Source organism: Agrobacterium sp. FDAARGOS_525, from assembly GCF_003938925.1.
Classification (GTDB): domain Bacteria; phylum Pseudomonadota; class Alphaproteobacteria; order Rhizobiales; family Rhizobiaceae; genus Agrobacterium; species Agrobacterium pusense.
Window position 1 is genome coordinate 397,846 of sequence record NZ_RKIU01000004.1, and the last position, 23,069, is coordinate 420,914.

A 23,069-nucleotide genomic window follows, 5' to 3' on the forward strand; every position below is an offset into this window, starting at 1 on the left:
TCGCTCAGCTGGCGACAAGATGGCCGGGTGAGACTTCGCGATATTCCCGCGGCTTCACGGAATAATCGACTGAGCGGATCGGACTTTTCAACTCGTCATTGGCGGCACCGCGACGCGTGTTTCTGCGGTCCGGGTCCGGCACCGGCACGGCCGCCATCAGCTTGCGGGTATAGTCATGCTGCGGGTTGTCGAAGACAGCCGCACGCGGGCCGATTTCGACGATCTCGCCGAGATACATCACCGCCACCCGGTGGCTGACGCGCTCCACCACCGCCATGTCATGGCTGATGAAAAGAAAGGCGAGATCGAGGCTCTGCTGCAAGTCCAGCATCAGGTTGATGACCTGCGCCTTGATCGAGACATCCAGCGCCGAAACGCTCTCATCAGCGACGATCACCTTGGGCTGGAGTGCCAGCGCGCGGGCGATGCAGATGCGCTGTCGCTGACCGCCGGAAAACTCGTGCGGGTAACGCGCCGCCATATCGGGCGAGAGCCCGACCTTTTCCAACATGTCGGCCACCACATCCTTCGCCTCGCGGGCGCTGCCCATACGGTGTTCCAGAAAAGGTTCGGCGATCGCCGCGCCCACCGTCATGCGCGGGTTGAGTGAGGCAAAGGGATCCTGAAAGATCATCTGCACCGTCTTGCGCATCTCTCGCATGCCAGACTTGTCGAGGGCGAGAATATTCTCGCCGTTCACCACCACGGAACCGGCATCCGGCTCAATGAGCCGCATGATGGCGCGACCGGTGGTCGACTTGCCGCAGCCGCTTTCGCCCACCAGTGACAACGTCTCCCCGGCCCTCAGATCGAAGGACACGTTTTCCACCGCATGCACGCGGCCGCTGAGCCGCCCCAAGAGACCGGAGTGGATATCGAAGCGCTTGGTCAGCCCCTCAACTTTCAGCACCGGCTGGGCTGCGGCATTGACGGTATCGGCCGGACGCGCCGGTTCCTGCGTTTCTCCCGTGGTGGTGTTGACAATGGGAAACCGCAGCGGCCTTCCTCGCCCGTCATGGAACCGAGAACCGGAACCGCGGACAACAGTGCACGCGTGTAGGGATGTTTACCGCGATGGAAAATATCCGCGGTCGCGCCGACTTCCACCTGCTCGCCACGATACATGACGACCGTGCGATCGGCGATCTCAGCCACCACGCCCATGTCATGGGTGATGAACAGGACGGAGGTACCTTCCTCTTCCTGAAGTGTCTTGATGAGATCGAGGATCTGGCCCTGAATGGTGACGTCAAGCGCCGTCGTAGGCTCATCCGCGATCAGCAGCTTCGGTTTGGAGGCAAGCGCCATCGCGATCATCACGCGCTGGCGCATGCCGCCGGAAAACCGATGTGGATATTCATCGAAACGCGAGGCGGCGGAGGGTATGCGGACTTTTTCGAGCAGGCGGATCGTCTCCGCTCGCGCTTCCGCTTTCGACATGGGCTGGTGGCACAGAAGAGCCTCGGAAATCTGGTCACCAATTGTGAAGAGCGGGTTGAGGCTTGTCATAGGCTCCTGAAAGATCATGGCCACCTCATTGCCCCGCACCCGCCGCATGGCGTCCTCTGAAAGTGACAGGAGGTTGCGCCCGCCGAGCAGGATTTCGCCCTGAACCCTGCTGCTTTCGCGGTCCAGCAGCCGCATGATCGAAAGCGATGTCACGCTTTTGCCCGAGCCGCTTTCGCCAACGATCGCAACCGTCTCGCCTGGCGCGACATCAAAGGAAATATCGCGCACCACCGGTTTCCAGCCGCCATCCACGTGAAAGGACGTGGTGAGGTTGCGGACGGAAAGCACGGCATCTTTTGCACCAAGCGGTACTGCCTGCGGCATGGTCATGATCGTTCCCTTCTTTTCTTCTCGTTTGAATTCAGGCACGGCGTCACGGCCTGTGTCTTCTCCCCGTCGGGGAGAAGGTGGCCCGAAGGGTCGGATGAGGGGGCGACGTTCACGATAGATCGCACCCCTGCCCCTCATCCCGCTGCCGCGACCTTCTCCCCGGCGGGGAGAAGAAACTCGCGGCACCCGCTCGTTCGATATGCAGTCGTTATTAGTCCGGCCAGTGCAGCATGCCGTCGAAACGGTGGCGGCTGCGGTCTTCGAACGGTGTCGCAATTACCTCGTTGGAGGCGCGTGCCTTGTCCAGTTCCTCCGCCAGACGGGACGCAACGATAGTCTCCTGGCCGGGATGCAGATTGCAGGGGTCGAGATAGAAATAGCGATGTTCCACCTCGTGATCGCGGGTGATGATCGGCGGGTTACCCTTGGCCAGCGCCGTCGTCAGGTCCCATGCCGTGATATGCGCATCTTCGGCATTGATGATAACGCGCAGCCGGTCGAGCGGGTTGTTGGTCGGGTCGGGCTCGATCAACGCCGTCACGCCCGGCCGTCCATCCAGCGTCCTTTTCCAGAGGTTGAGATAACCGGTTTCCCGTTCGCGAATTCCGGCATGGTCCCGCTTTTCCCAGGCCTCAAGCGCCGCCATGACACCATAGATACTTTCCTTGCCGACTTTCATGCCGCGGCCGATGCCCATATTCTGAAGGAAAGCATGACGCACCAGTTCCTTCTTACCCGCGACGATGCCCGAGGTGGGGCCGCCGAGGAACTTGTGGCCGGAATAGAGCACGACATCCGCACCCGTGGCCAAAAACAGCTTCAGGTCGTATTCGGAAGCGGCATCGACAATGACAGGGACACCCTTGGCGTGGGCGATCTCGACGAATTCGGAAAGATGCAGCAGACCGTAATCCACCACATGATGCGAGACGACATAGACAGCGGCAGCCGTCTTTTCGGTGATGGCGTTTTCCATATGGAAACGATGGGTCGATGTTGCCTGCCCGATCAGCACCACCTTGCCGCCGCCGAGCCGGATGGCCTGATCCACCGGCGCGCCATAACTCACCACATGCCCCATCTGCACCAGCACTTCGTTCTTCTCGGGCGCGACATCGGGCAGCTTTTCGATGGCCAGCAGATTATTGCCGGTAATGGCGCCCGCCACCGCAAGGCTGATGCCGGAGGAGCAGGACGCCGTGACGAAACCGGCCTCGCCGCCCGTCAGCCTTGCAATGATCGCGCTTGCCTTGCGTTGCAGATCATTGATCTCGACGAATTGCGGCAGGATGGCCGCCATGGCTTCAACCGCTTCCGGAACGACGATGGAAGCGCCGAGCGAGGTCATGGTGCCCGAGACGTTGATGACCGGGCGAAGGCCGATCCTGCTTCTGATATCCTCGGTCATGTCTTTCTCCTGTCTTTGCGATGCGATGGGCATCGACATATATGCCATAATAATGTAATAGCTTCTCAAAACTGATGAGGAGCCAAAATTGGACGCCCATAAGCTGGACGAAACGCCTTTATCCGCCCTTCCTGATACGGCGGAAAACCCGGACGCGAAGGCGGCCAAGCGCTCTCGCGTCAGCGGCATCGACCGCGCCCTTCAGGTTATTGATTATCTTTACGAAACCGGATCCCCCGCCGGCGCTTACGCCATCGCCAAGGCGATCAAGGCCCCGCTGTCCACCGTCTATGTGATCATCGATGATCTCATCGAAAAGAACATGCTGGCGCGCAATGCCGACGGCAACATCTGGCTCGGCGCGCGGCTTTACCACTACGGTCTTGCCTATGCCCGCTCGCTCGATTTCATGGGTGTCGCCACCCACGAAATGCACGATCTCTGCCGCCATGCGGGCGAGACGGTGCAGCTTTGCGGCCGCGATGGCGACCATATGCTGGTATTGGCCATGGCGGATGGACCGAGCCATTTTCAGGTCGCGTCCCGTGTCGGCACCCGCGTTCCCTTGAACTGGACGGCGTCCGGACGTCTGCTCGTCGGGCATCTGCCGGAAGCGGAACGTCTCGAACTTTTCCGTCGCTGCGCCCGTTCCTCGCCGACCGGACGCGCCGAAATCAACCCGGAAACGCTGTCCCAGTCTGCGGCGGCGGCCTTCCATGACAGGCTGTCGATCCAGGTCGCCGAGTCCGATTACGCCGTGGCGTGCATCGCTTCGCCGATTTGCGACAACAGGGGCGAATGCGTTGCGACGATTTCCATCGTGCTGCCCGAGCAGAAGGTGCTGGCGGACGAGAACCACTACACCGAACAGGTCAGGGTCTCGGCGGAACGGATCGAAAAGCTGATGGGCTGGCGCAACCATTGAACGGCCTCACCCCTTGAGCGCGACGATGGCTTCGATTTCGACGGTTATATTGCCCGGCAGTGAGCCGAAGCCCACGGCGGAGCGGGCATGTTGTCCCGCATCGCCGAACACATCGATGAAGAGATCGGAACAGCCGTTGATGACGCTCGGGTGATCGCGGAAATCGCTGACGGCATTGACCATGCCAAGCAGCTTCACCACCTTCTTCACCCGCGACAGATCGCCCAGCGCCTCGTGCATGACGGCAAGCAGGTTGATGCCGGTGAGACGCGCATGGTTATAGGCCTCTTCCAGCCCGATTTCCGCGCCCACCTTGCCGGCATAGAGGTGGCCATTTTCTTCCCGCGGCCCCTGGCCTGAAAGATAAAGCATGTTGCCTTCCACCACATGCGTGACGAAATTGGCAATCGGTGGCGGCGGTGGTGGCAGGGAGATGCCGAGCGCGGCGAGCCGGTCATAGGGCGAGACGTGCCCTTCTGCGTCGAGCGAAGACTGTTTCACGCGAATTCCTCATAATGCCGGGAGCGGTTTCCCGTAATGGCTGCGAAAGGCGGAGGAAGGACCTCCGCCCTATCGGTCGGGGTCAGCGCCAGGAATAACCATGGCTGTGGCGCACCAGCTTGCGCGCCCTTGGAATATAACGGCTGGCCGCGATGGCTTCCGCGCCGATAACCGCGTAACGCGGCTCGAACAGGCGCTTCAGGCGCGACACGTCGCCGTTGGAATCGGTCGCTTCCAGATCGGCATCGACAAGATCAAAAACAGTGAAATCTGCGCGCTGACCGACCCCGAGACGGTTTTCCATATCGAGGCGGATGATGGAGGCGGGGTTACGGGTCACGGCTTCAACCACGTTTTCGAAGGGCATGTTCACGGAGAGCAGCTTCGACATGGTGGTTGCCAGATCCCAGACCGGGAAATTCATCGAATGGCCATGCAAATCCGTAGAGATGGAGAACGGAAGCAACCCGCGTTCAATCGCGGCTTCCGCAACCTTGAAGGAAAAGGATGCGCCGCCATGGCCGATATCCAGCCGGATGCCTTCGCCCGCGCAGCGTTCGGCAAGGTTGAACAGATCCTCGTCTTCCATGATGCTGGAGCCAGATTTGCCGTTGAAGCAATGGGTCACGACATCGCCAGGGCCGAGAATTTCCAGAACCTCGTCGTAAAGGGCCGGTGGCTCGCCCACATGTACCATCATCGGCACTTTCAGGATCTTGGCGATCTTCTTGCCGAGCTTGACAGGCGTCACACCCCAGGAGCCGGTGATGACATGGCTCGCCCGCACCTTCAGGCCGACGATATGCTCGCTGTTTTCCGCGTAACATTCGAGGATACGGTCGAGATCGATATCCTTGATGTCGCGCAGTTCAGGCACCCGGTTGCAGGCAACGAGACCGATGGAGCCGAGGTTGAGGAAGGCCTTGATGCGCTCCCTTGAGGGTTCGATAATATATTCCCTGAAACCGTGGAAATTCGCCTCGCCCGCCGAACCGGCATCCACCAGTGTGGTTACGCCGCGCTCGGCCCCGCATTCGGAGGGGCGGATAGAGATGTCGGTGCCGCCGTGCCAGATATGCACGTGCAGATCGACCCAGCCGGGCGAGATGAAGGCACCCTTGGCGTCGATACGCTGCGCATCCGCAGGCACCTGCAGGGCAGAGCCTACCGCGGCAATCTTGCCGTCGCCGCCGATCAGAATATCGGTTGAAGCCTCAGACGCACCTTTTCCGAAACCGACAGGTTTGACATTGGTGAGAAGAATGGGAGCTTGAAGAGGCGTTTTTGCCTGTTCACCTGATGTCATATTACAAATCCCTTCGCAGTCTTGGGTCGAGCATGTCCCGCAGTCCATCGCCAACCATTTGCAGCGACAGTACGGAAAGAATGATGGCAAAGCCGGGGAAATAGGTCATCCAGTCGGCCTGTCCGATATATTGGCGGCCGGCGGAAATCATGGTTCCCCACGTTGGAATTTCGGGGCTGACACCAAGTCCCAGAAACGACAGGCCGGCCTCCGCCAGCATGGCGCTGGCAAAAAGAAAGGTGCATTGCACGAGGATTGGCGAGACGAGATTGCGCAGGACATGCCGCGTCATGATGTGGAAAGTGGAAATGCCGAGCGCCTTTGCCGCCTCCACATAGGGCAACTCGCGAATTACCAGCGTCGAGGCGCGCACGATGCGGGCAAGGCGCGGCGAATAAACGACGGCGAGCGCGATGATGACAGTCGTCAGCGACGGGCCGAGAGCCGCCACCAGCGCAATCGCCAGCAGAATATCAGGAAACGCCATCATCGCATCGATCAGCCGCGCGATCGGCGTATCCAGTTTCTGGAAGAAACCGGCAAGCAGGCCGAGCGTTATGCCAATCAGCGCCGAAAGCGCCACCACGGCGGCCCCGACCAGAAGAGACAGTCTTCCGGCGTATATGGTACGGGAAAAGACGTCGCGACCAAACTCATCGGTGCCGAACCAATAGAGTTCGCTCGGCGGCTTCAGGCGGTTCACGATCGACAGTTTTGAGGGCGAGTACGGCGCTATCATCGGCGCGAAAACCGCAAGCAGCACGAAGACAAGCAGCACGAGCAGGCCGGCGGCGACTGTCTTGCGCTTCAGGAGACGCCGAATGAACAGGACGGTCGGGTTGCGTGCCGGGGGAACGGTGGAAACGATATCGGCCATCAGTAGCGAACCCTCGGATCGACCAGCAGGTAGAGCATGTCGATTGCAAAATTGATGAGCACGTAGAGCCCGGCGATAACGAGAAGCGCGCCTTGGATGACCGGATAATCACGCCGGAGTACCGCCGAGACGACGAGATTTCCGACCCCCGGCAAGCCAAAGACCGTCTCCGTTACCACCGCGCCCGAAATCAGCACGGCGGCGGTGAGGCCAAGCACGGTGAGGATGGGTATAAGCGCATTCTTCAGCGCATGTTTCATCACCACCCGACGCTCCTTGACGCCCTTGGCGCGCGCGGTGCGGACATAGTCGTCACCGAGGACATCCAGCATAGAGGCGCGGGTGAAGCGCAGAATGAGGGCGGAGGACACGAGGCCGAGCGCGATAGCCGGCAACGTCAGATGATACATGCGCTCGACGAAACTCGACCCCGGCCCGCCATAACCCGATACGGGGAACATATCGAGCCTGACGGCGAAGACCTGCATGAGGATGAGACCGAGCCAGAAGCTCGGAATGCTCGCCGCCAGCATCGCGACCGTCGTTGCGGCCTGGTCCACGAACGAACCGCGCCGGTAGGCAGCATAGATGCCGATCGGGAGAGCGATGACGCTGGCGATCAGCAGTGAAAAGATTGTCAGGAAAAAGGTCGGTTCGGCCCGATCCAGCAGGGCTGATCCGACAGGCATATGAGAAAGATCGACTGGCCGAGATCGCCCTTCAGCAATTGGCCGATATAGTAGACATATTGCACCCCAAGCGACTGATCGAGGCCGAGGCGGGTGCGCAGTTCCGCAATGTCCTGTGCCGAGGCATCCGGCCCCAGCATCACGGCGGCCGGGTCTCCGGGCGTGACGCGCAGGATGACGAAAACGATGGTGACGACGAGGAACATCACCACGATCATTCCCGCAAGTCTCTGGAAGATATACCGTATCACGAATAAGGGCTCCCGATCGCAAAAGTGGCGGACCACTTATGCGCGATAGTTGAAGCGAAGCTGCTGAAGGGTGCCGGCAGCCCGGCACCCGATTGCCGTCCTGGCTTTATTTTGTGACCGAGGCATTCCAGAAATACGGCCACGGAGCAGGATCGACGCCTTCCAGCTTGTTGGACTTCGCCGCCACGGCATTGAAGTCACCGATCTTGAGAAGCGGCAGCTCGGCATAGATCGTCTTCTGCACGTCGGCCCAGAGAGCGATGCGTTTATCCGGATCGACTTCGGCAGTGAAGGCATCAACCGCAGCCTTGCGTGCCGGCGTATCCCACCAGCCCGGCGAGCTCGTGGAAAGCGCGCCCATCAGCGCCGGTTCCGGCAGGAACGGGCTGTGGCTGATATAAATATCCCAGAGCTTCGGGTCAGCGCGGCGCTGTGTCAGCGTCGCCCAATCCACCACCTGCATATCCACCTTGAAACCGGCCAGTTTTAGATATTCTGCAGCAACCTGCGCCATCTTGTAATGGAACTCATACTGGCGGCTGGTAAGGATGCGCAGCGGCTCACCATTGTAACCGGCCGCCTTCAGCTTTTCGGCGGCGGCTTCCGGATTGCCGACATTATAGTTGCCCTCGACACCTTCTTCTGAATGCCAGGAGAAGTTGTCGGGATAATAAGCGCCGTCGAGCGCGTAGAAATCCGTGCTGCCGAAAGCCGCCGCGAGCATGTCTTCCATGTTCAGCGCTTCCGTCACCGCCTTGCGAACCTCAAGCTTTGAGGACAGTCCCTCCTTGGTGTTGAAAACGAAGACCGGATAGCCGAAGGGCTTCAGCATCAACGGCTGCGAGGCGGAGGACGACTTCACCTTCTCGAAGGATTCCACAGGAATGGAATCGACATAGTCGTATTGGCCGGAAACGGCGGCTTCGACGCGGGTGTTCGGATCAGGCACCGGAACGAAGCGGATTTCATCGAGATATTGATGGCGCGCACCGCCGTAACCGTCGCTTTCGCCGCCGCGGGACTTGTAGCCATCGAAGCGCACGAGCTGGATATACTGGTCGGCCTTGCGTTCCTTCAGCATATAGGGGCCGGTGCCGATGAATTCGGCCATCGGCTCCGCCTGCTTTTCGGCCGGCAGGATGATCGCCGCGGAATTGTTGAACGCGAGCAGCGAGGTGAGCGGGGCATAGGGCTGCTTGAGGGTGATCGCCACCGTACCGGCGTCGGGTGCAGAGATATTCTCGATAAAGCCGGCGGCCTGCTTGCCGCGCGAGGCGATCTTCATCCAGCGTCCGAGCGAGGCGACGACATCTTCAGACGTCATGTCGCTGCCGTCATGGAACTTGATGCCTTGTCTGAGCTTGATCGTGTAGGTTTTGCCATCTGCGCTGATCTCGGGCAGGCTTTCCGCCAGCAGCGGCGTCACCTTCCAGCCCTTGTCGAAAGTATAGAGCGTTTCGAAAATATGCTGTGTGACGATGCCGACGAGATCGGCGGTAGACGCCATGGGGTCCAATGTCGGCGGCTCGCCGATGGTGGCGACATTGATCACGCCGCCCTTTTCCTGGGCCATCATCACACCCGGTGCAAGCAACAACGCGGCGGTGGCGAGAAATGCAATTTTACGTCTCATGGTCAAGCTCCCAGCTCTTCTTTGTTCCATTATTATGTTATATGCATCTTTATAACAGAATATCTTGCTGTGACGCCTTGTCAATAACCTTGAAGCGAGGAGGAATGATTACCAGACCGAAGGGGACGCATTTTGGCACGCACCGCCCGCCCGGGGCGCTTTCGGGAGCCACAGCCAGACGCCGGGTCGGCGCAGATGTCAGGAAATTAGGAAGCGGGATATTTCGCATCTGCGAACAAGATGCTATTCAAGAGACGGAGCAGGACAGGATTCCGACAGACATAACCCTGCGTCCATATTATTTTCTCATTGTTTCGTCTTCGCAGCCGCGCTTTTGCGGGTGAAGGCAAGATTGATATTCGTTACTGCCGGCTTATTTCCAGGTCGGATTACAAATTTTCATTACGTTGATATTATTGAGGAAACTATGAAGACGGCGATCGTCCATGACTGGCTCACCGATAGGGGTGGGGCTGAAAGGTCCTTCACAACCTTCTCGAAATCTATCCTCAGGCAGATCTTTTTTGCCTCGTCGATTTCATGAGCGAGCGTGATCGCGGCTTTCTCGGCGGCCGCCCGGTGAATACCTCCTTCATCCAGAAGCTGCCCTTCGCCCGGAAGAAATATCGCTCTTACCTGCCGCTGATGCCGCTCGCCATCGAGCAATTCGATCTGAGCGGTTATGATCTCGTCATTTCCTCAAGCTATGCGGTCGCCAAAGGCGTCATCACCGGGCCGGGCCAGTTTCACGTTTCCTATATCCACAGCCCCATCCGTTATGCGTGGGATCTTCAGCATCAATACCTCAAGGAAACGCGGCTGACGCACGGCTTCGCCTCGTGGATCGCCCGCGCCATCCTTCATTATATCCGCATGTGGGACATCCGCACCGCCAACGGTGTCGACCTGATGACCGTCAATTCCAAATTCATCCGCAACCGGGTGCGCAAGTGTTATGGGCGGGATTCCACGGTGATCTATCCCCCGGTGGATACCTCCCACCTCTCTCCCTCTGACCGCAAGGGCGATTATTTCGTCACTGCATCACGGCTGGTGCCCTACAAAAAAGTGCATCTGATCGTCGAAGCCTTCGCCAAAATGCCCGACAGGCGCCTCGTTGTCATCGGAGACGGCCCGGACATGAAGCGCATTCGCGATATCGCAACTCCCAATATCGAAATCCTGGGTTTTGTCGGCAATGAGGAGCTTCACAGATACATGGCGGAAGCCAAGGCATTCATCTTTGCGGCGGAAGACGACTTCGGCATCGTGCCCGTCGAATCCCAGGCTCTGGGCACACCAGTGATCGCTTATGGCAAGGGCGGCGTGCTGGAAACCGTCATACCGCTCGGCGGCTCCAACCAGCCCACGGGCCTTTATTTCCGCGAACAGACGCCTGAAGCGATCTGCGGCGCTGTGCAGGAGTTCGTCGACAATTCCGACCGCTTCGACAAGACCGCCTGCATCGACAATGCCGCCCGTTTCTCCCGCGAACGTTTCCTGAGAGAATTTGCCGACACCGTCAATTTCGCGCTCGCTGAACGGGCGTGACTAGGGCACGCCCTCAACCAACATCCACCCCCGGGAACCTCTATCGAGCGCATAAATGAAACCACAAAAGCCGCGAGATAATATTTATGATGTCGCCAAAGGTCTCTGTATAATTCTCGTTGTTTTTGGCCACGCGGAGAGAGGTCTTAACGGCTCCGGAGCACCGCCGCACTTCAGCCTTATGGGTTTTTGCGACTATGCTATCTACACCTTCCATATGCCGTTTTTTTTCTTCTTGTCGGGATTATTCTTCTCCGGACAGGCTACCGCCCCAGGGCGCTTTTTTGGCAAGCTTGGAAAAAATATCGTCTACCCCTATTTCTTCTGGTCAGTTCTCCATGGAAGTCTGATGGTGATGATGGGGCGATTGGGCCTTACAAACACGATCATCGATCTAAACAGAGTCCTGGAAATCCTGTGGAGCCCAATAAGTCCCTTCTGGTTTCTCTACTCGCTCTTTTTCTGCCACCTTGCCTCCTATTCATTGAGTTGGGTACCCGTCTTCCTCCGGGTGGCATTCGCACTCATACTGTTCGGTTTGTTTTATATCCAGAACCAGTGGGTCCAATTGGACGTTGCCTACGGGTTTCTCTATTTCACACTCGGCATCGCCGCTAAACAATACGACTTCCAGCAGATGCGATACACGACGCGCTCGTTCATGGGGATCTTGGCAGCCTTTTTGATTGCCGCCTATTTCTCCTGGAAAATTGAGGTTCCTGAACGGCTTCCATTCCTGTCGGCCATCCTCGGAATAGTGATGACTGTTGCTATTTCGCAGGCGCTGGTTATTCGCGAAAACGCAATTGCATCAACACTCAAGACAATCGGCCAATTATCCGTCGGAATTTACGTAATGCATATTATTGCTATCGGTTTCGGCCGGGCCGTCGCGACCAAGTTACTCCACGTAACTGACATGGCAAGCTTGACAGCAACCATAACGATTGTGGGCGTTGCGTTGCCTGCGCTCGTTCAAATGGCCACAATACGTTTCGGCATACATGAATGGGTGGCTCTGCCCGCCTCTGCACATCAGCGACGTACCACCAGCTCTACAGAGCAACAGATGTCCACGCGATAATGAAAGTAAAATCCCGAGTCCGGTGATGAAAGTGACTTCATAATCAGCTAAAATTTTTTCTTTGAGAAAACACTATATCAAAAAAATGAAAACGCCCTTTAAAAACAGCCGCTTGTAATAATCCCTGATCAATTGCAAAAAATCACATATAGTGACAAAACTGCACTAGCGGAATGCAGCGATCAAAGTAATTATGCCGACCAGTCAAATATTGCCGCGTTATCTAAATAGGCGCGGTCCGAGACGGAAACATCAATTTAGGTAATGCAAACCGGATGAGATTTTCTGTGCCGGCGTTATTTACGAAGTGATCATTTTTTAAAAACCTATACGTGTCCGTTTTTCCCGCTTTCGGACGATATTCATTTGAGGACCAAATGCGTTTATTGAATGTTTCGATTCTGCTCGCCTCTGCGGCTCTGGCAGGCTGCACTGTCACAGCGGCATCTGGCCCCGACGCAGCCACAATCGAATCCAACGCCTCCGTAAAATTCGGATCAAAGGACAAGAAAAAGACCGCAGGCGTGGATTATGCGCTTATCGACATCAACAGCTCCGTCCTTAACTATGTCGGTGATACCACCACGACCACCTTGCTCGGCAGCTTCGGTGGTGGCAAGGGCGGCGTTCCGGCATTGCCGATGGGTGTCGGCGACGTAGTCCAGGTTGCGATTTTCGAAAGCCAGGCGGGCGGCCTGTTCATTCCAAACGATGCAGGCAGTCGCCCGGGTAACTTCATCAGCCTGCCCAACCAGACGGTCGACCGGGAAGGCAATATCAGCGTTCCCTATGCCGGCAAGATCCGCGCAACCGGCCGCAATGTCGAGGATGTGCAGAGTGAAATCGAGGAGCGCCTGGCAAATCGCGCCATCGAGCCGCAGGTTCTGATCACCAAGATTTCCAGCCGCTCTGCACAGGCCTCGGTTCTGGGCGACGTCAAAGAGCCGACAAAGGTGCAGCTGTCGGAAGCGGGTGATCGCGTTCTTGACGTCATCTCGTACGCGAAAGGCCTGAGTGCTCCCAACATAGAGTCCTATGTCACGCTCATTCGGCGCGGGAAAACGGCCCGCGTCAACTATAATCACCTTGTCAGCACGCCTTCGGAAAACATCTATGTGGTGCCGGGCGACACCATCATGGTGGAGCGGGAGCGCCGCACTTATCTCGCCTTCGGCGCTTCCGGCCTCAACGGCCGTTTCGAGTTCGAGGACGCCGATCTCAAGCTCTCGGACGCCCTTGGCAAGGCGGGCGGATTGCTCGACTCCCGTGCAGATCCCGCCCAAGTCTACGTCTACCGCATCGTCAAGCGCGATCTTCTCGTGAAGCTCGGCATCAACACGTCCAAATTCGCTGGCCAGGACGTTCCGGTCATTTTCCGTGCCAATCTGCGCGATCCCTCGACCTTCTTTGCCAGCACGAAATTCCCGATGCAGGATCGCGACATCATCTATGTCACGAACTCGCAGGCCACCGAACTCTACAAATTCCTGGATCTCGTCGGCTCCGTGCCCGCCACCACAGGCAATGTTGCTGAAGATGTGCTGGCCACCCGCAACGCCATCCGGGCTTTCTGACCTCCGGCGTATCGCATCGCGCAAAAGGCCGCCCCGGAAACGAGGCGGTCTTTTCCCGTGCCAACCGGCGCGAAGAATATACGCAATGGCGGGGTTGCATGCGAGAGCGATCCGCTTCAGCCCCTGTACGGCAGAGCAAACGCCCCCCGCACACGGTTACTGCCATTACAAAAGTTTAAGGTGATTTCGCAGCGTATTGGGTGTCTTGTGGAGGAAAGCTGCTCCCAAGGCTTGCCGCACATGTCGGGAAACATGTATCGCCTTCATTACGCGGAACCGTCAGATGAAACGTTTCTGGACCGCCCTCAGCGTTCTTGCCATCGCAGCCGCCGGCGCGTGGTATTTCAAGGACCGCCTGCCGCTCGATCAAATTCCCTATCTGAAACAATTTGCCAGCATTCCACCGCAGGCAGAGACCGCAACCGCAGAGACGACTGCAAATGCAAAACCGCAATCCTCCCGCAATGGCCAGCCAGGCGCACAACAGGGGCAACGGCAGGGCGGTGGGCGGCGCAATGGCGGACCACCGACCATCAGCACCATTTCGGTCAGTAAGGCGACGCTGCCAATGGACGCGGCGGCAACAGGGTGGGCGGTAGCAGCCGACATCACCAATATCGCACCGCTCCAGGCCGGCCTCGTCACCGAAATCGAGGCAAAGGACGGCCAGCACATCAAGGCGGGCGATCTGATCCTCAAGATGGACGATCGAATTGCCCGTGCGGCGGTCGACAAGGACAAGGCGAATATCGCCGCCGACCAGGCGACACTTGAACAGACTGAAGCCGCTTTTCAGCGTGCCGCCAACCTCGTCAAGCAGAGCGCCGAGTCACAGCAGGTGCTGGATCAGGCCAGAGCGGCGCGGGACAGCGCCAGCGCCAAGATCGATGCCGACCGCGCAACGCTTGCGTCCGATCAGGTAGCATTGGAACATATGGAAATCCGTGCTCCCTTCGATGGGAGACTGGGTGATATCAGCGTCAGCCCGGGGGCTTACCTTAGTGCCGGCGTGAATATCGTGACGATCACGAAATACGACCCCATCTCGGTCAGTTTCCGGCTCTCTCAACGCTATCTGCCGCAATTGCGCGAAGGCGTAGCGAAAGACACGGCAGTTGATGTCGACCCTGCGGCGACCGGCGGCGAGGCGATGCGCGGCATACTGCGTTTTTACGACAACACTGTGGACCAGACCTCCGGCACAGTGCTGGCAAAGGCGGAGTTCAAGAACGACCGCGGCCTTTTGTGGCCCGGTCAGTCCGTCAACGTCACCGCGCATTTTGTTTCCGAAGACGAAATGGTCGTCGTACCGACGGTCGCTGTGAGACCCGGACCGAAGGGCAATTTTGTCTACACGGTCGACGGCGATCATCATGCTCATATGACGCCAGTTGAGGTCGCGCGTTCGAACGGCGACCTCACCGCCATTGCGCGCGGCCTTAATGGCGGAGAGCATATCATCGTCGAGGGCCAGTCGGAACTCGCCGACGGCCAGCTCGTGATCGAGCAATTTTCCGACAAGGGCGGGGCGGCAGGCAATCTGGCCGCCAATATTCCGCAGGAAAAGGCTGACCGCCAATGATCCCGAATTTTTGCATCAACAGGCCCGTCGCCACCACGCTTCTCGCCATCGGCCTCGTTCTGGCAGGCCTTGCCGGTTTCCGTTTGCTCCCGGTCGCGGCCTTGCCGAAGGTGGATTTTCCGACGATCAACGTGTCGTCATCACTCTCCGGCGCCTCCCCGCAAACCATGGCCACCTCGGTCACCACGCCACTGGTCAAGCAGTTCGAGACAATTCCCGGCGTTAGCGAGATCAGCGCCACCAATACGCTTGGCAACAGCTCGATCGTGCTTCAGTTCGATCTCAACCGCGATATCGACGCGGCCGCTGCCGACGTGCAGGCCGCAATTTCCCGCGCGCAACGGCAGTTGCCGAGCAATATGACGACGACCCCCAGCTATCGCAAAACGAACCCGGCCGACGCCCCGGTACTCTTGCTTGCGGTCAACAGCAAGGAAATGCCCACCAGTAAGGTCGATGAAATCGCCGAGAACATTATCTCACCGCTCCTTTCCACCATTTCCGGCGTGGCGCAGGTGAGTATCTACGGTGCGCAGACCTATGCCGTGCGCATTGGGCTGGATCCGGCGCAGCTTCAGGCAAGAGGCCTCGGCGTCGATACGGTCACCACCGCCATTGCCCAGGCGAACAATCAGGTTCCCGTCGGCGCACTGCAGAACGATAATCAGCGCCTGACGATCGAGGCCGATACCCAGCGCACGAACGCAGCCGCCTTCCGTTCGCTGGTCGTATCGACGAACAACGGTGCACCCATTCACCTCGGTGATATCGCTAACGTCACCGACAGCATTGACAACACCAATGCGGGCAGCTGGTTCGACGGCGAACAGGCCATCGTTCTCGCCGTTCAGCGGCAGCCGGATGCCAACACCGTCGATGTCGTGGACGCCATCAAGGCCAAGCTGCCGGCGCTTCACCAGCAATTGCCGCCTTCCGTCAACATCAACGTGATGAACGACGCCTCGACCGCGATCAAGGACGCGATTTCCGACGTTCAGTTTACCCTGTTCCTGACCATCGGGCTGGTGGTGGCAGTAATCTACCTCTTCACCGGGCATCTGACGGCAACCGTCATTCCGGGTCTTGCCGTGCCGTTGTCGCTGATCACGGCTTTCGGCGCGATGTATGTGCTGGGTTACAGCATCGACAATATCTCCCTGCTTGGGCTCACCCTGTCAGTAGGTCTTGTGGTGGACGATGCCATCGTCATGCTGGAAAACATATTGCGCCTGCACGAAGAGGGGCTGCCGATGCGGGAAGCCGCGCTGCAGGGTGCAGCGGAAGTCAGCAGCACCATCCTCTCCATGTCGATTTCGCTTGTCGCCGTCTTCATCCCCATTCTGTTGATGGGCGGGGTGATCGGCAGGCTCTTTAATGAATTCGGCATGGTCGTCACGCTCGCCATCATGGCCTCGGCTCTGGTATCGCTGACGGTCACGCCAATGCTCGCCTCGCGCCTTTCCGGCCACTCCTCCCGGCCACCGGCGATCATCCGCTGGTTCGATGCCGGCTTCGAGCGGACGCTTCGCGCCTATGGAAACGCCGTGAGCTGGTGCCTTTCCCATCGCCGTATTGTTTTGGCGTCATTTCTCGCCTCGGTCGCGGCATCTCTTTATCTATTCGAAGTGCTGCCCTCCAGCTTCTTCCCCCAGGAAGACATCGGCCGTCTTTCGGTTTCGACGCAGGCGCGAGAGGATATTTCCTACACGGCGATGCGCGATCTCCAGGCGCAGGTTGCCGATCAGATCCGCAAGAATCCGGCCGTGGTCCACGTTACATCCATCGTTGGCGGCAATTCGCGCAATCCGCTGAACAACGGCTCGATGTTTGTCGAACTCAAGCTCAAGGAGGAGCGTGCACCTCTGAGCCAGGTTCTGACGGAACTGGGCCAGGCCAGCTCGAAAGTCGCGGGCATCCGCACCTATATCAACCCGCAGCAGAGCCTGCGTTTCGGCGGGCGCAGCTCCGCCAGCCAATATCAGCTCGTGGTGCAGGGCTTGAACGCTGATATCACCAATGAATGGTCGAATAAGCTGATGGAGGCGATGCGCCGCGACCATACCTTCACGTCAGTCACCTCGGATGCCCAAAACGGCGCCATCGCCGCCACGATTTCGGTCGATTCGGAAAAAGCCGCTGCCTTCGGGATTACCAATGATCAGCTGCGCAAGACACTGGAAATGTCCTTCGGCGGTTACACCGCCGCACAGATACAGTCGACCGGCGACAGCTACGACGTCATTGTCGAGTTCGACAGCTCGAAGCCGTGGAATGACGATTTCCTGAGTGACATCAATATTCTTTCGGCCAAAACGGGCGTACTGGTGCCGCTTTCCAACTTCGCTGCTCTCACCCGGACGCAGGCGCCTGTTACCATCAATCAGACGGGCCAGCTCGTCTCCACCACCATCTCCTTCAACCTGCCGGATGGTGTGGCACTCTCCGACGCCACAAGTCGGATCGACCAGCTCAAGACCACGATAGGCCTGCCGCAGGATGTCTTCACCAGCTATGGCGGCACGGCGGCAATCTTCCAGCAGAGCCAGGGGAACACCGGAATCCTCATTCTGGCGGCGGTGCTCACCATCTATGTCGTTCTCGGCGTTCTCTATGAGAGCTTCATCCACCCGCTGACCATTCTTTCCGGTCTGCCGGCAGCGGCCTTCGGCGCCCTTGTGGCGCTGAAGGTTATGGGCATGGATTTCTCCATCATCGCCCTGATCGGGCTATTGATGCTTATCGGCATCGTCAAGAAAAACGCGATCATGATGATCGACGTGGCGGTGGAACTGATGCGCGAAAAAGCGGAACCACCCGCAACCGCCATTCACGAAGCCTGCGTGCGCCGGTTCCGCCCGATCATGATGACAACATTCTGCGCATTGCTTGGCGCCCTTCCCATCGCCCTCGGCTCGGGCGCCAGTTCAGAACTGCGCCAACCGCTCGGCATCGCGGTGGTCGGTGGTCTCATCGTCTCGCAATTGCTGACATTGTTCATCACGCCTGTCATCTTCGTGGAAATGGACCGCCTCGGCCGCTTCCTGACAGGGCTTCTCTCCCGCAAGAAAAATGTCGAGCCCCATGCGCAAAAGCAGGAACAGGGCGCGAAACCTGAGCCGGATTCCGTAGCGGCCTAACGCACTTCCTCAAGGCGTTTCAACGCCTCCGGAAACCCTTTGCCCTGCAGCTGGAACGAGACAATGCGACCCTGCAGATCGGGTGCCTCTATCGTCAGTGTCTGTTCCGCCTTCAGCGCCGAGACCAGCTCGACAAAGGGCGAGAAGGAAACAACGCAGCCAACCGGTAAGCAAGTGCTGACCTGCACCTCCTGCAAGCGCATATTTCCCGATTTGACGGAAAAGAGCTTGGTCACGGCTAGACCGAAGGGCAGAACCATCGTGCCCGCAAGTTTCCCCGGTGCTTTTTCACCGGCGAGCCGGAACTCCACGGAAACGGCGAGTTTGTGGGTCTTTTCCTCCAATTGGACCTGAGCTATCGCGCATGTCCGCTTGATTTCCTGCGTCGCGCCAGACGCTCTATCTGGCTCATCGTTATTTTCGGGTCCAGCGCAGGCAAGCTGCCAGCTTCCGTGGGCCTCGTGGAAGGATACCGCGCCTTGCGACGTCTCCTGCGCAGCTGCGCTGTCGAGAGAACTTGCGACGAACAGCAGAGTGGCAGCCATGGCACTTGCGCAACGCGTCTTTTTACACTGCATCAAAAGCGAACCCCAAGTTCGGCGGCAGCGGACTGATCTAGCAGCCCAGCGCCGAAAACTGCACCATAACGGAATGTCAACGTAGCCGATGGCGTGAGATCGTAGCTTAGCCCCAGATTAAGTGTTGCTGCGTCTCGCGAACCTCTCGTGCTCACGACCGAAAACGCCTCGCCGCCTTCGTAGAAAAGGCTGCCGTTCATGTCAGTGTCGCCATAATTGTGACGCCAGGCGAGATCGAACATTGCGCGGCCAAGCATGCCTTCCAGCGCGACATCCCTCGTGATGCGCGCGCCGAGCGTCGTGTAAAGCTGATCGTAGCGTGCCGATGCTGAGGATACTGCGGCGATCCCGCCTTTTTCGCCAAAATCTCCGGTGCGGCTGTTTACGTAGGCGATGTTGGCATAGGGCTCGACATGGGTCAGATCAAAATCGAAACGCCAGGCTGCTTCGGCAAAGACCTGCGACGTCGAGCCACCATAGCTGGCGGAGAGGTTTTCGCTCAGTGTCGAGAAAGAGACCGAGCGGCGCGTATCCATATCCTGAAAAGCATGGATCGCCCCAAACCGCAGAGACGCAGGCCCGATCATCGTGCCCGCATAAGCAGCCACAAAATAACTGTCGACCTCTGCTGAAGCAGCAAATGTCTTCTGCTCGATCCTCTCGTGACTGTAACCGCCCGCCACACCAGCGCGCCAACTTTTCCCTAGCTCACCATCAAGTCCGAACAGAATGCCGCCGCCCTTGCTATCAACCGATGAGCCATTGCCATCGCCATCAACACGTCCACGCGATCCCAAACCGCTGGTCCAGAAGCTCGGCGATCCTTCTTCCTCGAACAAGAGGCCCCCGTCGTCCTTCACAAAAGCGACGGGCATGATTGGCCGCGCATCGATGCTGTCGAAAGCGCGGCGCAGCCGTTCTAGAATGACGTCCCGGGTTTGGCTGCTGCGATTGATCAAGGTCATGGCAACAGACGGGTGGATTTCTCCGGCAAGCTGCGAAAATGCCAGTTGCGTTTCACCGCCCTGAAGGAAAATGGCAGACTGATACAGGGCTGCATTTTCTCCGAGGGACTCAACGGCGTTGGCCGCGGCTCGCGCATTGGCCGTGGTCGCTTGCGCGGCAAGAAATCCGGGGGCCGACGATGCCGGGCTGAACGACAGATAAGCGGTGCCAGTGTCGTCGCTCTTTGCGATGGTAGCGGTCAGATAGGCAAAGCTCTCATCGATGCGGGAAAAAGCGCCGGTTATGCCACCCGTCGCAGTGAGTATCTGGTAGCGCGTATTCAGACTGAAAGCAGATCGGTTCGTCAGCGGCGTGACGACGAGGGTTACATCATTGGCGATTGTTACGGTACCGTTCACAGCAAGCCTGTCGGAATTCCCGGCGGTATCTATATCAACCGCATATTTGCCGCCCGCAGCGAATGTAGCGTCGCCTGTCGATGTCAACGTTCCAAGCGGGTTACCCGGAGCCAGCGTCCCGCCCGGACCGATGGAAAGGCCGGCAACCGTACCCGTACCGCCGAGCGCCGCGCCGTCGACCACTGAAACCGCGCTCGCCAACGAGCCATTGACGCTCAGCTTTCCGCCTGAGACTGTCGTCGGACCCAGATAAGTGCTGACGGCCGAGAGTTCGAGGTTGCCTGCGCCAGTCTTTTCGAAACTGCCCGTGCCGTGAATCGCATTCGAAAGCCTGCCGGCGCCATCCACGACCAGCGCCGCGTCATTGGCGATCTCGCCGGAGCCAAAACTTCCCGCGATTCCCTTCAACGTACCGCCAGATATCGTGGTGCCGCCGGAATAGCTGTTGTTTCCAGCAAGCGTCGTCACGCCATTTTCAGCAACAACGCTGCCCGCTCCCGAAATATCGGCTTTGACGAGGTACGCCGTCTGCGAGTGATTGAAAACGATCCGGCCAGCGCCGGCTCCAAAGCTGATCGCCTGAGCGTCAATGGTGCCGGCCGAACGGGCCGTTTGTCCGGAAGCTGCGCCGACATTCAGGACGCCAGCCGAACCAGCAGACGACGCAATGAGGATGGTAGGCGCCGCGAGCGCTGCGCCGCCGGTTACTTCAACGCTGCCGTTCCCCGCAGCGCCGATGACCAAGGTGTCGCCAACGGAGACGCGGGAGCCGATGCCGTTGACGAGGACGGCCCCATCAGACCCCGCCGAAGAACCCACGGAAAACAGATAGGCATTGAGCGACGCACCATTCGTCACAGTCAAACCGCCGGAACCGGATTGTCCGACCGTCATGCGGCCGGAAGCCCCAAGCCCGCTATCGACGTAAGCCGTTACATTCGAGCTGGCACCCGTGATGGTCATCGTTCCCGATGAGCGCGAGAGATCTCCCAGGACCACCTCCCCTGCCCGGATATTTCCGCCGGCGCTGGCTGTAACCTCGGCCGAAGCCGTGTCCTGATAACCGGCGATCAAGGTACCGGTCATCGTCCAGCTGGAGCCACCGCCGGTAACAGTGACCGATGACGACGAACCGCCGAGCGCAGCGACGACACCGTTTCTACTCTCGACAGCCCCCCCTGCTTCAACCGACATCATGGCGTTGCCACCGCGACCGACGATGATGTCACCCTCGCTGCGCAACGTGCTGCCAACGCCGGAAATCCGGGCGGAGCCGGTACTGGCGGCACTGTTGCCGAGTACGACGGCTTGACTGCCGACGATGCCGCCACCCGTTACGGCCAACGATCCGGTGCCGGCATCGCCGATCGCAAGGCCGCCACTGCCGACAGTCCAGGCCGATCCCTCGCCATCGATAATGGCTGCCCCGGTCGCACCGGCAACAGTGCCGAGCCGGGCGGCGGTGCTATTAACCTTGCCACCGGCGGTCACATTCAAGGTTCCGTTACCGGAAGCCCCGCCGGGGTCGGCGACATCGCCACCGATCTGAAGATCGCCCGCGACCCAGGTGGACCCGTCGCCGGTCACCGTCGCAACGGAGGTGGAATGGCGTCCGATGATGGCGCTGTCGCTGGTCGCTGATGCCGCCGCCTCGACAGTCAGGCGAGCACTGCCCTCATTTCCAACGATCAATTGACCGGTTTCCAGTGAAGAGCCGAGCCGGGTAAGAGTGACTTCGCTTCCCGATGCGGAATAAAGATTGGCAATGACGGTTGTCGTTCCGCTGAGGAGTTTTCCGCCGCCCGTCACCGTGAGTGTGCTGACACCGGCATTGCCGATGACGGTGTCGGCTGCAACCGTCCAGCGGCTGCCGGCGCCCGATATAAGCGTGGCACCTTCGGTTCCAGCCCCCTCGCCCAGAATGGCCCTTTGGCTGTCTACCGTGCTTCCGGCAAGAATTTTAAGCTCGCCGTTTCCGCCGCCGGAGGGCGCGGACCCGCCGCCGTATCCCACAAAGATCGTGCCTGCCGTAACGAGACTGGACGAATTGTCGAGTGTCAGGAAACCGTTCCCTGTTGCCCCTTCGCCGATGTAGACGGTCCCGGTCGAGACCGCGCTGCCATGTAACAGGGAGAGGGTACCGATGCCGTTACCGCCGACCGATAAGAGACCCTGGTTTTGCAGGGTCGCGCCCGAGAACGTGAGGGTACCACCGATTCCCGCGGCGACGCCAAGGCTGAGCGAATTTGATAACAGGCTCCCATTGATAACCAAAGTACCGGACGAAACTTGCCCGACCGTGACGGAATTGGCCGTGGCAGATGTGTTGGTCACGACAACCGGGCCATCGCTGTTGATCAACACGTCATCGCCGGCATCGGGCACGCGGGCTGACGGCGCCCAGTTCGTCGAGGCAGACCAACTGCCGCCCCCAGCGCCGGTCCAGTTCAAGTTTTCCGCACAAGCACTCTGACCAAGGCTAACGGAAAGAAGAATCGACAAAAACCAGCCTGTGCCGAACACCGAAAGGCGCCCGGCAGCTTTCCTGCATGCAATACTTTCCGGAGAGGTTTCCCCATCCAAAAAGAGGCAGAAACAACCGGACATTCAAACTTCCCTAATGAGCGCCGCACTATATCCATGATTCGGCGAATCATTTCTTCACCCAACCAAGTGCATTAAGCCATTTTAGAAAGTCAGCGCCAGCTATAACGTCACGAGGACAGGGGTTTACTTTGAACGCTGGATGAGTGCCGTGAAAAGTGGGCGG

The 23,069-nt window shown here is 58.8% G+C and carries 12 protein-coding genes and 3 pseudogenes; 6 read left to right on the forward strand and 9 right to left on the reverse strand.

Annotation, left to right across the window (positions count from 1 at the left end):
• Positions 1 to 4: 4 nt before the first annotated feature.
• Both EGT36_RS18270 and EGT36_RS18275 read right to left on the reverse strand, forming a co-directional pair.
• A pseudogene (locus tag EGT36_RS18270) lies at positions 5 to 1,839 on the reverse strand (ABC transporter ATP-binding protein).
• A 211-nt stretch (positions 1,840 to 2,050) separates the two neighbouring features.
• Complete coding sequence (locus EGT36_RS18275; protein WP_125270791.1) at positions 2,051 to 3,247, reverse strand: aminotransferase class V-fold PLP-dependent enzyme; 1,197 nt, start codon at positions 3,245 to 3,247, stop codon at positions 2,051 to 2,053.
• Positions 3,248 to 3,335: 88 nt separating this feature from the next.
• Between EGT36_RS18275 and EGT36_RS18280 the strand changes: the two genes are divergently transcribed.
• Complete coding sequence (locus EGT36_RS18280) at positions 3,336 to 4,172, forward strand: IclR family transcriptional regulator (protein ID WP_035208156.1); 837 nt, start codon at positions 3,336 to 3,338, stop codon at positions 4,170 to 4,172.
• A 6-nt stretch (positions 4,173 to 4,178) separates the two neighbouring features.
• Here EGT36_RS18280 and EGT36_RS18285 read toward each other — a convergent pair whose 3' ends face one another.
• From EGT36_RS18285 to EGT36_RS18305, 5 genes and pseudogenes are all read right to left on the reverse strand, one after another.
• Positions 4,179 to 4,673 (reverse strand): RidA family protein, encoded by a 495-nt coding sequence (locus EGT36_RS18285; RefSeq protein WP_004438756.1) that lies wholly within the window; start codon positions 4,671 to 4,673, stop codon positions 4,179 to 4,181.
• 82 nt (positions 4,674 to 4,755) lie between these two features.
• Complete coding sequence (locus EGT36_RS18290; protein ID WP_125270792.1) at positions 4,756 to 5,979, reverse strand: amidohydrolase/deacetylase family metallohydrolase; 1,224 nt, start codon at positions 5,977 to 5,979, stop codon at positions 4,756 to 4,758.
• 1 nt (position 5,980) lies between these two features.
• Positions 5,981 to 6,856: an ABC transporter permease gene (locus tag EGT36_RS18295; RefSeq protein WP_004438752.1), complete on the reverse strand. Its 876-nt coding sequence runs from the start codon at positions 6,854 to 6,856 to the stop codon at positions 5,981 to 5,983.
• A pseudogene (locus EGT36_RS18300) lies at positions 6,856 to 7,796 on the reverse strand (ABC transporter permease). Before EGT36_RS18300 ends, EGT36_RS18295 begins: the two are co-directional and overlap by 1 nt.
• Positions 7,797 to 7,902: 106 nt before the next feature.
• Positions 7,903 to 9,429, reverse strand: coding sequence for an ABC transporter substrate-binding protein (locus EGT36_RS18305; RefSeq protein ID WP_006698532.1), 1,527 nt, complete (start codon positions 9,427 to 9,429; stop codon positions 7,903 to 7,905).
• Between the two features lie 427 nt (positions 9,430 to 9,856).
• Here EGT36_RS18305 and EGT36_RS18310 point away from each other — a divergent pair.
• The 5 genes and pseudogenes from EGT36_RS18310 to EGT36_RS18330 all read left to right on the forward strand — a co-directional run bounded on the left by EGT36_RS18310 (position 9,857) and on the right by EGT36_RS18330 (position 18,357).
• Positions 9,857 to 10,980 (forward strand): annotated as a pseudogene (locus EGT36_RS18310) (glycosyltransferase family 4 protein).
• 55 nt (positions 10,981 to 11,035) lie between these two features.
• Positions 11,036 to 12,064, forward strand: a complete 1,029-nt coding sequence (locus EGT36_RS18315; protein WP_125270793.1) for an acyltransferase family protein — start codon at positions 11,036 to 11,038, stop codon at positions 12,062 to 12,064.
• Between the two features lie 377 nt (positions 12,065 to 12,441).
• Entirely contained in the window at positions 12,442 to 13,638 is a 1,197-nt protein-coding gene (locus EGT36_RS18320) for a polysaccharide biosynthesis/export family protein (protein WP_006698533.1), read from the forward strand.
• A 283-nt stretch (positions 13,639 to 13,921) separates the two neighbouring features.
• Positions 13,922 to 15,220 (forward strand): efflux RND transporter periplasmic adaptor subunit, encoded by a 1,299-nt coding sequence (locus tag EGT36_RS18325; protein ID WP_125270794.1) that lies wholly within the window; start codon positions 13,922 to 13,924, stop codon positions 15,218 to 15,220.
• The gene (locus EGT36_RS18330; protein WP_125270795.1) at positions 15,217 to 18,357 is read left to right on the forward strand and encodes an efflux RND transporter permease subunit; all 3,141 of its coding nucleotides are present in this window, start codon (positions 15,217 to 15,219) and stop codon (positions 18,355 to 18,357) included. The genes EGT36_RS18325 and EGT36_RS18330 overlap by 4 nt, the downstream gene beginning before the upstream one ends.
• On the opposite strand, the gene EGT36_RS18335 is transcribed toward EGT36_RS18330, so the two are convergent.
• Both EGT36_RS18335 and EGT36_RS18340 read right to left on the reverse strand, forming a co-directional pair.
• The gene (locus EGT36_RS18335; RefSeq protein ID WP_125270796.1) at positions 18,354 to 18,902 is read right to left on the reverse strand and encodes an invasion associated locus B family protein; all 549 of its coding nucleotides are present in this window, start codon (positions 18,900 to 18,902) and stop codon (positions 18,354 to 18,356) included. The genes EGT36_RS18330 and EGT36_RS18335 overlap by 4 nt on opposite strands.
• 32 nt (positions 18,903 to 18,934) lie before the next feature.
• Positions 18,935 to 22,906, reverse strand: a complete 3,972-nt coding sequence (locus EGT36_RS18340; RefSeq protein WP_125270797.1) for an autotransporter domain-containing protein — start codon at positions 22,904 to 22,906, stop codon at positions 18,935 to 18,937.
• Positions 22,907 to 23,069 lie beyond the last annotated feature (163 nt).

Excerpts from the sequence above, each read along its gene's own strand:
- EGT36_RS18320 (WP_006698533.1), top strand. The coding sequence starts at position 12,442 with ATGCGTTTATTGAATGTTTCGATTCTGCTCGCCTCTGCGGCTCTGGCA.
- EGT36_RS18340 (WP_125270797.1), bottom strand. The coding sequence starts at position 22,906 with ATGTCCGGTTGTTTCTGCCTCTTTTTGGATGGGGAAACCTCTCCGGAA.
- EGT36_RS18325 (WP_125270794.1), top strand. The coding sequence starts at position 13,922 with ATGAAACGTTTCTGGACCGCCCTCAGCGTTCTTGCCATCGCAGCCGCC.
- EGT36_RS18330 (WP_125270795.1), top strand. The coding sequence starts at position 15,217 with ATGATCCCGAATTTTTGCATCAACAGGCCCGTCGCCACCACGCTTCTC.
- EGT36_RS18295 (WP_004438752.1), bottom strand. The coding sequence starts at position 6,856 with ATGGCCGATATCGTTTCCACCGTTCCCCCGGCACGCAACCCGACCGTC.
- EGT36_RS18275 (WP_125270791.1), bottom strand. The coding sequence starts at position 3,247 with ATGACCGAGGATATCAGAAGCAGGATCGGCCTTCGCCCGGTCATCAAC.
- EGT36_RS18335 (WP_125270796.1), bottom strand. The coding sequence starts at position 18,902 with ATGGCTGCCACTCTGCTGTTCGTCGCAAGTTCTCTCGACAGCGCAGCT.
- EGT36_RS18315 (WP_125270793.1), top strand. The coding sequence starts at position 11,036 with ATGAAACCACAAAAGCCGCGAGATAATATTTATGATGTCGCCAAAGGT.
- EGT36_RS18305 (WP_006698532.1), bottom strand. The coding sequence starts at position 9,429 with ATGAGACGTAAAATTGCATTTCTCGCCACCGCCGCGTTGTTGCTTGCA.
- EGT36_RS18290 (WP_125270792.1), bottom strand. The coding sequence starts at position 5,979 with ATGACATCAGGTGAACAGGCAAAAACGCCTCTTCAAGCTCCCATTCTT.